Genomic DNA, 16,515 nt, shown 5'->3' on the forward strand with positions numbered 1-16,515 from the left:
ATGATCCCGCCTGCGCCAAGGTCGCACACTTTTCGCCTCCGCTGTGACATGTTAAGCCGTTAGCCCTATCATCAGGGGCATGAAATGACGACCGAAGACATACTCAGCCAGAAACTGGACCGTTTGATCGCCGCTCTGGAACGCATTGCGCCGCCGGAAGCCAAAACACCAGATCTTGATGCCGCAGACTGCTTTGTCTGGGCTCCCGAACGACTGACCCTGGATCCGGTCAAGCGCGTCAACCGCGTGGATATCGCACTGATCCGTGGCGTAGATTTGGTACGTGATCAGCTCGTGGACAATACCCGGCGCTTCGCAAAAGGATTTCCGGCAAACAATGTTCTGCTCTGGGGTGCGCGCGGCATGGGCAAATCCTCGCTCGTCAAGGCTGCACAGGCAAGTGTGAACGCTGAAATGGCGGATCGCGCTCCGCTCAAGCTGATCGAAATTCATCGCGAGGATATCGATAGTCTTCCGACATTGATGAACCTCATCAAGGATACGGACTATCGCTTCATCCTGTTTTGCGACGACCTTTCCTTCGATCATGACGATACGTCCTATAAATCGCTCAAGGCCGCGCTTGAAGGCGGCGTAGAAGGTCGTCCCGGCAATGTGATCTTTTATGCGACCTCGAACCGGCGCCATCTGATGCCGCGCGACATGATCGACAACGAGCGCTCGACGGCGATCAATCCTTCGGAAGCGATTGAGGAAAAGGTATCCCTGTCGGACCGTTTCGGCCTCTGGCTCGGCTTCCACAAATGCAGCCAGGACGATTATCTCGCGATGGTCGATGGCTATGCGGCCTATTTTAAGCTGGCTTACGATCCGGCCAAGATGCATGCCGAAGCGCTGGAATGGTCCACCACGCGCGGAAACCGTTCGGGGCGCGTTGCCTGGCAATATATCCAGGATCTGGCAGGTCGCCTCGGGATTGCAATGTAAAGAAGACGGAACCAACCAAAAAAGAAAGGCGGGCTTTTGGCCCGCCTTCTTTCATTATTAAATTTTGATCACGTTTCCAGATACTTGGAAGGATTGACCGGGGCCGAATTTTTGCGCACTTCGAAATGCAGCTTCGGGGATTTCGCGTTGCCGCTCATGCCCGATTTTGCAACTTCCTCGCCGCGGCGAACCTTCTGTCCGCGCTGGACCAGTATCTGGCTGTTGTGACCGTAAACGGTGACGAGGCCATTGTCGTGGCGGATCAGAACGGTCTGTCCGAACTCCTTGAGACCGTCACCGGCATAGATGACAACGCCGTTCTCAGCAGCTTTCACCGATGTGCCTTCCGGAACCATGATGTCGATACCGTCGCTTACCGATGTACCGTCGCGCTGGCCAAAGCTTGCGAGAATACGACCGCGTACCGGCCAGCGCATCTGTGAAATACCGGTGGAAGAAGGCGCTGCCGCCTGATCCTTTTCGGCATCTTCGATCACCTTGTTGCTCGCCTGTGGCGGCGTGTAAGGCTTCACATCGGCGTTGGCGGCTGGTGCGGCAGCCTTGGCCGGGTTTTCCGGAGGCTGTGAAACCGCTGCGACCTGCGTTGCATTGCCCGCTGCAGCAGAAGGAATGACGAGCGCCTGTCCGACGCGGATAGCGCCGTTCGATAGACCGTTTGCCTTCTTCAACTGCTCGACAGGAACATTGTGCTTCTGCGCGATGGAAAAGAGCGAATCACCACTCTTAACCGTGTAAGTACCGTTCGGCGCCGGCGGCGTCGTAGCATTTGCGCCTGCTGAAGCCATATCGTTCGCCGAAGGCTTTTTGCCGTTGACGGCGGGCGCCTGCGGGACAACCGCGATATTATTATCCGTTGGCCGGGGCATGGCTGGGTTCGTCGGAAGCTGCCCGAGAACCTTTTCCTGCGCACCGTTTATGGTGTTGCGCGTAGATGTTGCTGCGCTGGCGACTTTGGTTTCTGCTGCATTGACCGTGTTGTTCACACGGTTTGCGGCCATGTCCTGCGCCTGCCCGACCTGATTCTGAATGTTATTGGATGCCGCTGCGACCGGAGCCTGAACCGACTGCCTTGCCGCCGCGACCGGTGCTGCCATCGGCGCCGAAGACACCGGAGGCAATGAATTGCGCTGAACGGAACCGCTCGATGCGGGAGCCACGGGAGCCGCAGATGCATAAAGATCGCCCGCCGGCTGCTGTGCGACACGCTGACTGGACGTAGAGCCCGTACTGATACCATCAGTGAAGCGCATCGTATCGGCACTGCACCCGGCACCAAAACCGGCAATCAGAACGATCGCGACATTCCGCAGAAGACGTTCAGACGTGTGCTGCAAAATTTGTAAACGCATGTTCAACTCGCCCATACTCGAAACTCAGTAAGGTGATTAAAACGCGTTAATGTTACTCTCTGGTTAAGAACGGCAAATCTTCGAAAAAAGATTCACCAATTAAATACCATAAGCGCACAAAGCGACCGAAAGCCCTCCTTGGCACTGCCAAAGGGAGCCTGATGGCCATCATTTTGATGAATCGATACGCGCTCCGTTCACAGAACGGACGAAACGCCCTCGATGAAAGGCTGATAGCGGACCACCATCAGGTCCTCCTGCTCGAATCGGCTGCCGACCTTGGCGATACGTGTCATGATCTGTCGACCATCTCCTGGACCGATCGGAGCGATCAGCACGCCATGCGTTGCCAGAAGATCAACGAAATGACGCGGCACTTCGTCGAAGGCAAGCCAGATCAGGATGCGATCAAAGGGGCCACCCGGCATTCCATGGCGACCATCGGCATGTTTGACCATGATGTTTTCGCGCTTAAGCGACACGAATTGCTGCAAGGCGTGGTCGCAGAGCTTGCGATAACGTTCGACCGTTGTGACACGACCGGCGAGCGAAGACATAACAGCAGCCGTGAAACCGGAGCCGGTTCCGATCTCCAGCACACGATGGCCGGGTTCCAGCTTGAGCGCGGCGATGGCGCGAGCCTGATCATCAATGCCCTCCATATACTCGCCGCAGTCGAGCGGCGCAGTACGGGAGCTGTAGGAAAGATGAGACCATGACGACGCGAGAAAGCTCTGGCGTGGTGTGGACTCGATGGCTGCAAAAAGGCGCGGATCGTCAATCCCGTATCCGCGCATTCGCATAACGAAGGATGCGAATCCTTCTCTGTCCGAAAGCCGTGGGCGCTCAGACGCTGCCTGCCTCATGCTTCAACCCCAAGTGCTGCGCTCAATTCTGCCCGAACCTTATGCGCGGTCAGATCGAGGTGCAACGGGGTTACAGAAATGCAATCGGAACGAATGGCTGCGATGTCGCTGTCATCCGCAACCGGCGCCTTGCCACGACCAAAATGCAACCAGAAATACGGGAAGCCACGCCCGTCGCGACGTTCATCCAGGCGGGCATCATGGCTGAGCTTGCCTTGAGCTGTGACGCGCGTTCCCTTGACTTCATCCGCACCGCAGTTCGGGAAGTTGAGATTCAACAGGACGCCTTCCGGCCATCCTGCCTCCATCAGCTTTTTTATAAGGTCAGGCGCGTGCGTTTCCGCCGTTTCCCACGGCACGATGCGGCGATCGCCTTCATATTCATATTCCTGCGACAGCGCGATAGACCGCACGCCGAGCAACGTGCCCTCCATGGCGCCGGCAACCGTACCCGAATAGGTGACATCGTCGGCAATATTCGCGCCAGAGTTCACGCCCGAAAGAATGAGATCAGGCGCATCCGGCAGAACGTGGCGCACACCCATGATGACGCAATCGGTCGGCGTGCCGCGCAATGCGAAATGACGATCATCGATCTGGCGAAGGCGAAGCGGTTCCGACAGCGTCAGCGAATGCGCGAGGCCGCTTTGGTCGGTTTCCGGAGCGACAACCCAGACGTCATCGGAGAGCTTGCGTGCGATCCGCTCCAGAACTGCGAGGCCTTCAGCGTGGATACCATCATCGTTCGTCAGCAGAATTCGCACGTCGTCACTCCTTCATTTATCAATAAATGTGATTCACGCAGCTTTCTCTATCCGCGTGAGGCCGCCCATGTATGGCTGCAATGCTTCAGGAATATGAATGCTGCCATCTTCTTCCTGATAATTTTCCATGACGGCGATCAGCGCGCGTCCGACGGCGACACCCGAACCGTTCAGCGTATGCACAAAACGGGTCGACTTCTCGCCTTCCGGACGATAGCGGGCGTTCATGCGACGGCCCTGGAAATCACCGCAGACCGAGCAGCTGGAAATTTCGCGGTAGGTGTTCTGGCCGGGCAGCCATACTTCAATATCGTAGGTCTTCTGTGCGCCGAAGCCCATATCGCCCGTGCAAAGCACGACGGTGCGGAACGGCAGGCCAAGGCGCTTCAGCACTTCTTCTGCACAGGCGGTCATGCGCTCATGCTCGTCAACCGAGCTGTCGGCATCGGTGATCGACACCATTTCCACTTTCAGGAACTGGTGCTGGCGCAGCATGCCACGCGTGTCGCGACCGGCAGAACCTGCTTCCGAACGGAAGCATGGGGTCAGCGCCGTGTAGCGCTGGGGAAGCGACTTGGTATCGACGATTTCATCTGCAACCAGATTGGTCAGCGGAACTTCGGCGGTTGGAATCAGCCAGCGACCATCCGTCGTGCGGAACAGATCTTCCGAAAATTTCGGCAACTGGCCGGTGCCATAGACAGCTTCATCGCGCACCATCAGCGGCGGCATCGTTTCGGTATAGCCGTGTTCCATGGTGTGCAGGTCGAGCATGAACTGGCCAAGCGCACGTTCGAGACGCGCAAGCGGTCCCTTCAACACGGTAAAGCGCGAACCTGCAAGCTTTGCGGCGCGCTCAAAATCCATGTAACCGAGCGCCTCGCCCAGCTCGAAATGCTCCTTCGGCTGAAAGGCAAAGTTTCGCTGGTTGCCGACGCGACGAACTTCGACATTGTCGCTTTCGTCCTTGCCGAGTGGCACGTCTTCGAGCGGAATATTGGGAATGGTCGACAGAGCGTCGTTCAGTTCCTTGGTCAGGCGACGCTCTTCGTCCTCAGCCTGCGCAAGAAAATCCTTCAACTCGGCAACTTCGGCCTTCAGCTTGTCAGCCGTCGCCGCGTCCTTCGCAGCCATGGCCTTGCCGATTTCCTTCGAAGCGGCATTGCGGCGCTCCTGCGCAGCCTGAACCTTGCCGACATATTCGCGGCGTTTTTCGTCCAGCGTCATCAATTCGGACGACAGCGACTGAGCCCCACGCTTGGCGAGCGCTTTGTCGAGGGTTTCAGGGTTTTCGCGAATCCATTTGATGTCGAGCATGGGAAAAGCCGTTTCGTGAAATTGAACAGAAGCGAGGCCGCACAACCTGCGACCTCACAGAATCATAGTGACGAATCAGGACGATGAAGCGTTGTTTTCAGCGTCGGAAGCTTCCTGCGCCTCATCCCGCTTCTTCTCGATCATGCGAGCCACGATGATTGAAATCTCGTAGAGAAGGATTGTTGGCAAGGCAAGGCCGATCTGGCTCGCCGGATCGGGCGGGGTCAGGACCGCTGCAACGACGAAAGCAATGACAATTGCATATTTGCGCTTGTCCTTCAGGCCAGCCGACGTCACCAGTCCGACACGGGCCATCAGGCTCGTTACCACCGGCAGCTGGAAGACCAGACCGAACGCAAAGATGAGCGTCATGATGAGGCTCAGATATTCCGATACCTTCGGCAGGAGAGAAATCTGCACTTCACCGGCGCCGCCAGTCTGCTGCATTGCGAGGAAGAACCACATCACCATCGGCGTGAAGAAGAAGTAGACGAGCGCGCCGCCTGTCAAAAACAGGATCGGCGATGCAATCAGGAACGGCAGAAACGCCATGCGCTCGTGCTTGTAGAGGCCGGGCGCCACGAACTTGTAAATCTGTGCTGCAATGATCGGAAATGCCAGCACGATGCCGCCGAACATGGCCACCTTCACCTGTGTGAAAAAGAATTCCTGCGGCGCGGTATAGATCAGTTCCGCTTTCGAGCGATCCATGCCCGCCCAGTCGAGCGCCCATTGATAAGGCACGACAAGCAGGTTGAAGAGCTGTTTGGCAAAAGCGAAACAGAAAATAAACGCCACGAAAAATGCCAGAATTGCCCAGATCAGGCGGCGGCGCAGCTCGATCAGGTGCTCAAGCAGAGGCGCTGCGCTCTGTTCGATTTCGTCCTCGTCGCGTGTCACGCTTTGGTTCCTGTCTTCTTCGTGGTCTTCTTGGCAGTTGTGGCGGCAGCAGCCTTGACCGTTCCAGCCTTTGCCGTTTCCGCTTTCGCCGCTGCGAGCTTTCGGGGAGCAGGCTTTGCAACGGAAGCCGCCTTCGGCGCAGCCTTCGTTTTGGATACAGTGACTTCGGTCGCTTTATTCTCTGCCTTCGGTGCAGTCTTTCGGGTCGCCTTCTTGGGCGCTGCGGCTTTTTCCACAGCAGGCGGAACCGGTGCGCCACCGGCATCAACCGGTGTCGTCACTTCAGCGACTTTTTCGGGTGTCGCCGGAGACATGGAAGACGTGGACTGAAGGCCCGAGCGCAGATCCTCGCCCGCACTTCGAATCGGATCGAATACCTGCGTGATCTTCGAGCGCGGGTCGAGCTTGCGGGTCTCGTCGATGATGTTCTTGACGTCGTCAAGCTCAGCCTCTTTCAAGGCTTCATCGAACTGCTGCTTGAACTCATTGGCGGTGGCACGCATGCGCGCTGTCGCCTTGCCGAATGCACGCAGCATTTTCGGCAAATCCTTGGGACCGACCACCACGATCATCACGATCGCAATAATCAGAAGTTCAGACCAACCGATGTCGAACATATTCTTGTTACCCCGCGCAATTCGCGCGCGCGTCCCGTCTTTCGGCGGAAAACCGCACTTGTAAATGGCAAAATATGCTGCGCGCGCTTGCACGTGCGCAGCATGCTTTATCCGTTAGATCAGGACTTGGTGGTTTTCTTGACGTCGTTGACGGTTTCGTCAGCCTTGGCGTCGATCGTACGACCCGAATCCCGCGCGTCATCCTTGGCGTCTTCGTCGGACATACCCTGCTTGAAGTTCTTGATGCCCTTGGCAACATCACCCATCAGCTCGGGAATCTTGCCGCGGCCAAACAGAAGAAGGACAACCGCCAGGACGATCAGCCAGTGCCAGATGGAAAAGCTACCCATTTTATTCCTCTCATTGCCGCGAACGCGCGGCATGTTCCTGCAATGCCAGTTACGATTTAAGCGCTTTCAACAAATCTTTCAAACAGAAGTGTGACGGTGAACGGCGTTGCGACAAATAAAATTGGCTCCAAAGGCCATACTGAGACTATTCACCGCGCGGGGCGAGCAAGCCAAGGCTCTCCAGATCGATATCTTCGAGCGGCTCTTCGTCTTCTGTCAGCTCATCCGGGTCGATATTCGGCACCGGAACGGCAAAGCTCGATGGCATACGTGCCGAGAGCAGCCCTGCCCCGCGCAGCTCTTCCAGTCCCGGCAAATCGCGGATTTCCGGAAGGCCGAAATGGTCGAGAAACGAGTCGGTCGTGCCATAGGTGACCGGACGACCGGGCGTACGGCGGCGTCCGCGCAATTTGATCCAGCCGGTCTCCATGAGGACATCCAGTGTGCCCTTTGAGGTCTCCACACCACGGATATCTTCCAGCTCGGCGCGCGTGACCGGCTGGTGATAGGCGATGATGGCAAGCACTTCCATCGCGGCGCGGGACAGCTTGCGCTGCTGCACAGCTTCGCGGCTCATAAGAAAGGCGAGATCGGGTGCCGTACGGAACGCCCACGCACTGCCAACCTGGACAAGGTGCACGCCGCGCGTTTCATATATTTTCTGCAAATGTTTCAAAACTGGCGCGACGTCAACATTGGCAGGCAGACGTTCAGCCAATGCGCGTTCGGAAACCGGTTCAGAGGAGGCAAAAACAATGGCCTCGACAATGCGCGCAAGATCAGCAAGCCCCTGCGTCAAGACAGAAACTTCCGTTTCGATCTGATCGTCGTCACTATCGATTTCAGCCAGATTTCGATGTTCCGCCTCAGACATCCTCGTCCTCATCTAATTCGCTGATATCTCCTGTCGCCCGGATATAGATCGGCTCGAAAGGAGCGTTTTGCCTGACTTCCAGTTTGCCTTCACGCACAAGCTCAAGACTGGCGGCGAAGGAACTCGCGAGCGCCGAAGCTCTTTCTCGGGGCGAAAGCGCATAATCGATCAGGAAGCGGTCGAGAGAAATCCAGTCGCCCACCGATCCCATCAAACGCACGAGCGCCACACGAGCTTCCTTCAATGACCAGACTGCGCGCTTGGCAATCTGCACCTGCGACACGGCCTGTCGCTGGCGCTGCGAAGCATAGGCGGTAAGAAGATCGTACAGCGTTCCAGAAAACTGGCTGGTCCTGTCCACCATGACCATTTCCGGCATACCGCGCGCAAAAACATCCCGCCCCAGCCGGTTGCGGTTGACGAGTTTCGCCGCCGCATCGCGCATGGCTTCCAGTCTCTTCAAACGGTAATGCAACGAAGCAGCCAGTTCTTCGCCGGTCGCTCCATCATCGCCCTGTTGCTTCGGGATCAGCAGCTTCGATTTGAGATAGGCAAGCCATGCAGCCATGACGAGATAGTCAGCCGCAAGTTCGAGGCGCAAGGCGCGTGCCTGTTCCACGAACACCAGATACTGCTCTGCAAGCGCAAGAACGGAAATACGGGCGAGATCGACGCGCTGGCTCCGCGCAAGGTGGAGCAGCAAATCAAGCGGGCCTTCAAACCCCTGCACATCGATGAGAAGCGACGGTTCACTTTCGCTACGCTCGGAATCGCCCTGCCACAGCGCATCCATCGGAACGAGCGTGCCGTCTTTGCCGTCTGTGTCTGTTCCCGATGCCGCCAAACCCGTTTCCCTGCTGATAAGATCCACCGGCGGATCAGTCCGCCGGTGAAGTCAGTTTACCAAGTTTTGACGATTACGCTATCAGTTCGAACATGGCGTTGAATTCTGCACGCAGTTCGTCCTCATCGGAAAGATCGGGATCGCCTGCATAAACTTCGGCCAGATCGGCACGACGCTTCGCCTTGCCTTCAAGAACCGGCACACGCGCTGCAACCTGCTTCAGTTCTTCCATCACACCTGCGCAATAGAGAACCATATCGCAACCGGCACCGATGATACCGTCCGCAATGTCACCGAGTCCGCCTGAAAGCGCCTTCATGGAAATGTCGTCGCTCATGACAAGACCGTCGAACTGGATGACATCGCGAATGATCGTGTTGATGACAGTCGGTGACAATGTCGAAGGGCGCTGCGGATCGATGCAATCGAATACGACATGCGCCGTCATTGCCATTGGCAGGTCATTGAGCGCCTTGAACGGCACGAAATCATGCGCAACCAGCTCATTCAGGGGAACCGTGACACGCGCCAGCTCCTTGTGGGTGTCGGCAAACGCACGGCCGTGCCCCGGCATATGCTTGACCACAGGCAGCAAACCACCGGCAAGCAAGCCTTCAGCAGCAGCTCGCCCCATTTCTGCAACCGCCTGCGGGTTCTTGGAATAGGCTCGCGCGCCGATAACATCATGTGCGCCTTCGACGGGCACGTCCAGAACCGGCAGGCAGTCCACATTGACGCCAACCTTCAGCAAATCGAATGCATGCAGGCGGGCATGAAGCCATGCAGCTCGCAGACCTGCTTCGCGATCACGTGCATAGATCGCACCAACTTCCGAGGCCGAAGGATAGTTTGGAACGAGCGGCGGGCGAAGGCGCTGCACGCGTCCACCTTCCTGATCGATGAAAACCGGCGTCTGGTGCCGGCCCGTCAGGTCGCGCATGTGCGCCGTCAGCTCGGAAACCTGTTCCAGACTTTCGACATTGCGCGCAAAAAGAATAAAGCCCCAAGGTCTTTCATCACGGAAAAACGCGATTTCGTCCTCGGTCAGTTTCGTTCCCGACACACCGGCAATCCATGCCTTGCACTCTTTCATGCGCTCTTCCCCAAAATTGTCTGGAAATGCTGTACTCAAACAACCCTGCCCCGGTTTAACCGAAAAAATCAGGGCTTGGTAGTGGACCAAGAAAAAGGGCGACCGAGGCCGCCCTTTCAAACTTATAGCCCAATAAATTATCGCGTTACCAGACAGCTACCACCGGCAGACTTGAGACGTCCGCAAAGTGCGGATGCATCTTCCTTGGAACCACCCTGAACACGGACACGATAGTAGGTGCCCTTGCCCGGAATGTCGGCACGCTTGATGTCGACGCTGCGGCCACCGATTACGCTGCCATACTTTTGGGCCATATTGGCATAGGACTTCTGTGCCAGCTCGGCAGATGGCTGCGAAGCAATCTGGATGAAATAACCGCCTGCACCTGCTGCCGATGCAACCTGCGGCGCTGCCGGAGCAGGATTGGTTGCAGCGGGGGCCTGCGTGCGCTGCGGAACATTGCCGACGATGTTGACCGGTTGTTCAGCAGGCCGTGATGGCACCACCGGAGCACGGACAGGAAGACGCGGCGCTTCCGCAGCCGGCTCAGGCTGTTGTGCCACAGGAGCCGGTGCAGGTGTTTGCGCAGCCGGTTCTGTCGGTGCATTGCCAGCGGCCAGCGCAGCAATTTCATCACCACCGGCGGGAGCCGCCGGCTGAGCAGTGTTTGCTGGTGGCAGCTGCGAGGCTGTTTCCTGCGGAGCCGGAGAAGGTTGGACAATAGAGCCGTCTGGACGAACAATCATGGTTTCCACTTCGCGCGGCTGGACCAACGGCGCATTGTGGTTCGCGTTCTGATTCTCGGCCGAAGCATTATTCGTCACTGGCGGCTCGTCAGGCGTATTGTCCGCCATGTTCTCGCTGTCATCCGTGCCGGAAATGTCCACTGGCTCTTCACCGGAAGTAATCAGAGACTTTTGTTCCGGATTGTTCGGCAGCGTACCGGCAACGCGGTCATAAACTGCCTTGTCCTGGTTCGGTACCGTGGCACCGCCCGGATTTTCCGGCTGCATTTTGATCGGCTGATTGTCGGCACGAATCACGACCGGCTCACCGGACCCGCTACCTCCGAGGAAGTGATAGCCGATCCCGCCAAGAAGCACCGCCGCACCGGCCACGCTGGCCAGAATAAGACCACGACGGCCACGAACCGGGCGATTACGATAAGCTTCGGCAGCGCTGCCAAGATCATCCTCCGCCTGCATCGCAGCGCGTTCGCCAAAGTCGCCTCCTTCAAGGGTCTGTGCACCCTGGGCTGCCCAATGGTTATAGAAGTCGTCTTCATTGCCCAACGGATTGGAGGCTTTTGGCTGTGCTGGCGCCTGGGCTGTTGCCTGTGAGCGGCCATACGCTCCCGCAGCTGCGGCAGCGCCAACGCCCACTGCTGCAGCACCGACAGCAGCACCAAGGCCGGCGCCGGAGTTTGGCAGATAGCTCGAAGCGCTTTCGCGGAATATGTCCTCAAAAGCCCTGTCAGCTTCGCTCTGTGCGTCTGTTTTTGCCGATTCATCCACACCAACCGTGTTGAAGACCTCGGCGAATTCGGCTTCGAGATCAGTCAAACCGGCGTTGGTTTCTTCTTCGCCGTAGTTGATTTCCGGCAAATCGAGGGAATGCGTCTGCTCGACCTTTTCTTCGGCCACGCTCAAGGTTTCGACTTCGGGCGCCGGGGCGCTGACCGCAACCGTATGAGCACCGCCGAACTGCTGGAACGAAGTCGATGAAGAACGGTAATCGTCGTCCGAACGCACCGCATGTGCGTAGGCGGTGGCTTCTTCTTCAGGTTCCGAGCTCAGATCGAGATCATCTTCCATGAAGAAATCATCTTCGCTGAAAGCGTTCTCATCCTGAATGCTGGAAACATCGCCGGACGTTTCGAAACCGAAATCATCTTCCGAAAGGCTGATTTCATCCAGCTCCGAAAGGTCGTCTTCGGTTCCTTCAGCAGCGATTGCAGCTGCTGTTTCCTCAACATCGAACGAAAAATCGTCGTCGAAAGAGAAATCGTCGTCGTCAGCGAGCGAAGGCGCTGTTTCTGTAACCGGCGCATAGTCAGCCTGCGGGGCTGCCGCCACTGCGTCCTGCCCAGCGATGCCCGAGGAGAAATTGCTCCGCGTATAGTACGGATATCCTGCAGGCACGACCTGAGGCTGAGGCGCATAGGTTTCAACGGGTGCAGCCGTCTGTGGTGCGGCATCATAAGCCGGCTCATCGAGCTGCAGATCATCGAAATGCAAATCTGCAAGCTCGGTCTCGTCTTGATATCCAACATTCTGCACCGGCACCACGTCGTGGTGGACGTAGGGCTCCTCTGCAGGCGCGACATGGGAAAACCGGGTCTCGTCGTGAGACACTGGTTGCGGCTCATCGCCGAGAAGGAGATTTTCCAGCTCGTCCTCAAGTGAAACCGGCGCAGCGGTGGCATAGGACTGTTCGGCAGGCTCAACAGCCTGAACGTTCCATTCATGATCGCGCGCAGGCTGATAAGCCTCTTGATGCGGCTCTATGGCTGGCTGATAGATGGTCGGATCGTAATCGGTCTGATCGACATGAAGCGGCTCGACAGTTTCCCGGCGAGCGTAGACCGACGACGATGCAGCATAGGTCTCTTCGTTCGAATCGCGCGCAGCCGAATAATCACTGTAGTCGAATTGCGGCACAGGTTCAGTGCGGTCAGCTTCTTCGAACTCAAGTGCTTCGAATGAGGGCGTTTCCAATTCCGGCGCCTGCTCATCTTCATCCATTTGAAGATCAAGCTCGTCTTCCAGAGCCGAAGCAAGTTCTTCCTCATGAATCAGAGGCTCATCCAACAGATGAGAATCATCTTGTGCAGGGGTCGCTGCGAACTGGGACTGGTCCGTAGGCTGAGAATAATCATTGAAGTCACCGAGCAATTCGCGCTCCAGATCCAGCGATGGATCGAAGCCCGGCTCTGTCCGGTTATCTTCAAAGTAACTAGGTCGGCGCTCATTCCAAGCGACGTTGTCATCAGCAGGCGTGCCGAAGTCCATGATCCGCGACAGTTCCATCAGTGGATCGTCTTCGTGCAACGGACGCTCGCCGTAATTACGGGGATTTGCACTGCTGTCCGTCATAGCGTGTTCCTAACTCAAACCCTGGACGTCGCAAGACGTCTCCATACATTGCTTTGTAGCGAGGCAATGTGGGCAAAAGTTGACGGAAGTTTCCTGCGCCAGAAGGAAGACCAATGACTTGCGTTCATTATGGCCTTCCACCTGTTCGACTTGCCAACTTTTGCCTTCAATCAGTCTTTCGACCTGAAAAGCTTCGTGACAGTCGCCTGACCTCTGAAGTCATCTCGAACCACATAGTGCGGCCCGTGAGCTGCGGAGACCATTCTTCGAGTATAATCCATCTCAAAAGGCTTTCACCTTCGAACTATACTCTAGCGCATTTCCGTTGGAGCGTCCGCACCGATTATCGTCAATCCGGAAGTCAGCACATCGGAAACAACCTGTACCAGCCCTAGCCTGGCTAATGACAAGTCTGGATCGTTAACCTTAATAAAACGTAAGTCCGGGTTCTCTGTGCCTCTATTCCACTGTGAATGGAACGCGCTGGCGAGATCATAGAGGTAAAAAGCAAGCCGATGCGGCTCCTGATGAATGGCCGCAGCCTCGATCAGACGCGGATATTCGGCAAGCTTGCGAACGAGTGCAATTTCGCTCTCATCGGTCAGCTTGTCGAAATGCGCAGCCATACCGACTCGGTCGAGATCGGCGAGGCCAAGCTGATCGGCAGCCTGACGGAAAACCGAATGGCAACGTGCGGAAGCATATTGCACGTAGAAGACCGGATTATCCTTCGACTGTTCCGTCACCTTGGCAAAATCGAAATCCAGCGGCGCATCGTTCTTCCGGTAAAGCATCATGAAACGAACCGGATCGCGGCCGACTTCATCTACGACGTCGCGCAGCGTGATGAATTCGCCTGACCGCTTCGACATGCGCACAGGCTCGCCATCACGGAACAGCTTGACCAGCTGGCAGAGCAACACCGTCAGCTTCGCCTTGCCGTCGGAAACAGCCCTTGCGACCGCTTCCAGACGCTTGACGTAGCCGCCATGATCGGCACCCAGCACATAGATCATCTCGTTGAAGCCGCGGTCGTACTTGTCCTTGAAATAGGCCACATCGCCTGCAAAGTAGGTGAAAGCGCCATCGGACTTCATCAGAGGACGGTCGATATCGTCACCCACTTCCGTCGAACGGAATAATGTCTGCTCGCGATCTTCCCAGTCTTCCGGAAGCTGACCCTTCGGGGGCGGCAGCTTGCCCTTGTAGACATGGCCCTTGAGCGTCAGATCGTTGATTGCATTGCGAATCGCCCGTGCGTGATCAACATGCAGCTTGCGCTCGGAGAAGAACACGTCATGGTGCACGTTGAGCGCATCGAGATCGGCGCGGATCATCGCCATCATGGCATCGATCGTGCGATCCTTTACGAGAACAAGCGCTTCGGCTTCCGGCATTTCCAGAAGCTTCGAACCAAATTCCTTGGCAAGCTCCTGCCCGACAGGAACGAGATAGTCGCCGGGATAAAGACCAGACGGAATTTCACCGATATTTTCACCGAGTGCTTCACGGTAGCGCAGCATGACGGACCGCGCCAACACATCGATCTGCGCACCGGCATCGTTGATGTAGTATTCCTTGACCACATCATAGCCTGCAAATTTCAGCAGATTGGCCAGAACATCACCCACGACTGCGCCACGGCAATGGCCCACATGCATCGGGCCCGTCGGGTTTGCCGAAACATATTCGACATTGACCTTCGATCCTGCACCAAGCTTGGAGCGACCGAAATCCTTACCTTCATTCAGCATCGCCGAGAGTTCGCGTTGCCAGTAAGTGGCCTTCAGACGCAGATTGATGAAGCCCGGACCGGCGACATCAACCGTCTCGACGTCGGTATCCGAGGCAAGAGCCTTGGCGATGCGACCGGCAAGTTCACGCGGGTTCTGACCGACGGCCTTGGAGAGCACCATCGCAGCATTGGTTGCGATATCACCATGGGAAGCATCTCGCGGCGGCTCGACACCGATGCGCGAAAGGTCTAAATCGCCACCGTCTTTCGGTTTCAGATCAATATCTTGCAACGTCTTTTTGATACGTGCGTCGAAATCTGCAAAGATATTCATGGTCTGTCCTGTCAGGCTTACGCCGGGCTTTGTTTTGTCGCATTGTCCGACGCAAAACCGCTTCGCACTTTTGCTGGAAATGCTCTAATCCTGTACGGAATCCGGTCAAACTGCCGATAGATGCCGCTTCGTTTGGCCCCCGATTAAGCTAAATCGGGTGTGTGGTCAAACAATCGTCGGTGTTCTCGCACGGCATAATTGTCAGTCATCCCGGCAAGATAGTCAGCGACCCGCCGCGCCCGCGCCGCCTCATCCAGCGTCTCGCAGCCCGATTGCCACTCTGACGGCATGATCGACGGATTGGTGAAACAGGTATCAAAAAGATCCTGCAATATCTTGTCGGCGGCATGTCTGCGCACCACGACGCTGTCGTGGAAATAGAGATTCTTGAACAGAAACCGCTTCAGCACTTTTTCGTCGGTGCGCATGGTATCGGAAAACGCCACCAGTGCGTGCGACTGGCCATGCACATCTTCAACGCTCTGCGGTTTTGCCACTGCCAGACGGCGCTGGGCCTCCTCGATCACATCTTCCACCATGATGGTGATTTGCCTGCGCACCAGCTCATGTCCGGTTCGCACGGGATCGAGACCGGGATAACGCGCCCGCACGAGATCGAGCAGGCGTTTCGTCAACGGCACTTCGTCAAGTGCATCAAGGCTCAAAAGCCCTGCCCGCAAGCCGTCATCGATGTCATGAGCGTTATAGGCAATATCGTCGGCAATGGCCGCGCATTGCGCTTCGAGACTGGCGAACCGAGTGAGCTCCAGATCATAGCGTTCATTGAAGTCGAGGATCGGCAACGGAACAGCGGCATCCGGATGTGCTGCATGAGCGCCCAACAGCGGCCCGTTGTGCTTGACTAGCCCTTCCAGCGTTTCCCACGAGAGATTAAGCCCGTCGAAATCGGCATATCGATGTTCGAGCTTGGTCACGATCCGGAGCGACTGTGCATTATGGTCGAACCCGCCGAACGCCTTCATGCGATCGTTGAGCGCTTCCTCGCCCGTATGGCCAAAGGGTGTGTGGCCAAAATCGTGGACAAGCGCTACCGCCTCGGCCAGATCTTCATCGAGCCGCAATGCGCGCGCCAACGCACGCGCAATCTGGGCGACCTCTATCGTATGCGTAAGCCGCGTGCGGTAATGATCACCTTCATGAGCGATGAAAACCTGCGTCTTATGTTTCAGACGACGAAACGCTGTGGAATGGATGATACGGTCGCGATCGCGCTGGAATGGTGTGCGGGTCGGGCTTTCCGGCTCTGGCACCAGACGACCACGGCTCCGTGCAGGATCACAGGCATAGGGCGCGCGTTCGCGATAACCGAAGCCTATTCCTTCCAGCGACATTGCGATGCATCCTTCACTGTAATATGATTACACAAAACTGGCGCGAATATTGACTT

Annotated in this window: 14 protein-coding genes; 1 reads left to right on the top strand and 13 read right to left on the bottom strand. The window is 56.8% G+C overall.

What is annotated here, in order from left to right:
- Positions 1-84 precede the first annotated feature (84 nt).
- Complete coding sequence (locus AAE521_RS04235) at positions 85-948, top strand: ATP-binding protein (RefSeq protein ID WP_094513704.1); 864 nt, start codon at positions 85-87, stop codon at positions 946-948.
- A gap of 68 nt (positions 949-1,016) precedes the next feature.
- On the opposite strand, the gene dipM is transcribed toward AAE521_RS04235, so the two are convergent.
- The 13 genes from dipM to AAE521_RS04300 all read right to left on the bottom strand — a co-directional run bounded on the left by dipM (position 1,017) and on the right by AAE521_RS04300 (position 16,459).
- On the bottom strand, positions 1,017-2,333 hold the full coding sequence (gene dipM / locus AAE521_RS04240) for a cell division endopeptidase DipM (protein WP_342060557.1): 1,317 nt from the start codon (positions 2,331-2,333) through the stop codon (positions 1,017-1,019).
- A gap of 182 nt (positions 2,334-2,515) precedes the next feature.
- Positions 2,516-3,184, bottom strand: a complete 669-nt coding sequence (locus AAE521_RS04245) for a protein-L-isoaspartate(D-aspartate) O-methyltransferase (protein ID WP_012092209.1) — start codon at positions 3,182-3,184, stop codon at positions 2,516-2,518.
- A complete protein-coding gene (surE, locus tag AAE521_RS04250) occupies positions 3,181-3,948 on the bottom strand; it encodes a 5'/3'-nucleotidase SurE (protein ID WP_342060558.1) in 768 nt (255 codons plus the stop codon). Before surE ends, AAE521_RS04245 begins: the two co-directional genes overlap by 4 nt.
- A 33-nt stretch (positions 3,949-3,981) precedes the next feature.
- A complete protein-coding gene (gene serS, locus AAE521_RS04255) occupies positions 3,982-5,265 on the bottom strand; it encodes a serine--tRNA ligase (RefSeq protein WP_342060559.1) in 1,284 nt (427 codons plus the stop codon).
- Positions 5,266-5,340: 75 nt separating this feature from the next.
- Positions 5,341-6,165 carry a twin-arginine translocase subunit TatC gene (gene tatC / locus AAE521_RS04260; RefSeq protein WP_012092212.1) on the bottom strand — a complete coding sequence of 275 codons (825 nt, stop codon included), beginning with the start codon at positions 6,163-6,165 and terminating at the stop codon, positions 5,341-5,343.
- A complete protein-coding gene (tatB, locus tag AAE521_RS04265) occupies positions 6,162-6,782 on the bottom strand; it encodes a Sec-independent protein translocase protein TatB (RefSeq protein ID WP_342060560.1) in 621 nt (206 codons plus the stop codon). The genes tatC and tatB overlap by 4 nt, the downstream gene beginning before the upstream one ends.
- 119 nt (positions 6,783-6,901) lie before the next feature.
- Positions 6,902-7,132, bottom strand: coding sequence for a twin-arginine translocase TatA/TatE family subunit (locus AAE521_RS04270; RefSeq protein ID WP_010661242.1), 231 nt, complete (start codon positions 7,130-7,132; stop codon positions 6,902-6,904).
- 145 nt (positions 7,133-7,277) lie between these two features.
- On the bottom strand, positions 7,278-8,006 hold the full coding sequence (gene scpB, locus AAE521_RS04275) for an SMC-Scp complex subunit ScpB (protein ID WP_342060561.1): 729 nt from the start codon (positions 8,004-8,006) through the stop codon (positions 7,278-7,280).
- On the bottom strand, positions 7,999-8,850 hold the full coding sequence (locus tag AAE521_RS04280) for a segregation and condensation protein A (RefSeq protein WP_342060562.1): 852 nt from the start codon (positions 8,848-8,850) through the stop codon (positions 7,999-8,001). The genes scpB and AAE521_RS04280 overlap by 8 nt, the downstream gene beginning before the upstream one ends.
- 73 nt (positions 8,851-8,923) lie before the next feature.
- Positions 8,924-9,943, bottom strand: coding sequence for a beta-N-acetylhexosaminidase (gene nagZ / locus AAE521_RS04285; RefSeq protein ID WP_122241812.1), 1,020 nt, complete (start codon positions 9,941-9,943; stop codon positions 8,924-8,926).
- Positions 9,944-10,080: 137 nt separating this feature from the next.
- The gene (locus AAE521_RS04290) at positions 10,081-13,038 is read right to left on the bottom strand and encodes an SPOR domain-containing protein (RefSeq protein WP_342060563.1); all 2,958 of its coding nucleotides are present in this window, start codon (positions 13,036-13,038) and stop codon (positions 10,081-10,083) included.
- Positions 13,039-13,349: 311 nt separating this feature from the next.
- A complete protein-coding gene (gene argS / locus AAE521_RS04295; protein WP_342060564.1) occupies positions 13,350-15,107 on the bottom strand; it encodes an arginine--tRNA ligase in 1,758 nt (585 codons plus the stop codon).
- Positions 15,108-15,250: 143 nt separating this feature from the next.
- Positions 15,251-16,459: a deoxyguanosinetriphosphate triphosphohydrolase gene (locus AAE521_RS04300; RefSeq protein WP_071633080.1), complete on the bottom strand. Its 1,209-nt coding sequence runs from the start codon at positions 16,457-16,459 to the stop codon at positions 15,251-15,253.
- Positions 16,460-16,515 lie beyond the last annotated feature (56 nt).

The sequence above is a fragment of the Brucella cytisi genome, assembly GCF_038433355.1.
In the GTDB taxonomy this organism is placed as follows: Bacteria; Pseudomonadota; Alphaproteobacteria; order Rhizobiales; family Rhizobiaceae; genus Brucella; species Brucella cytisi.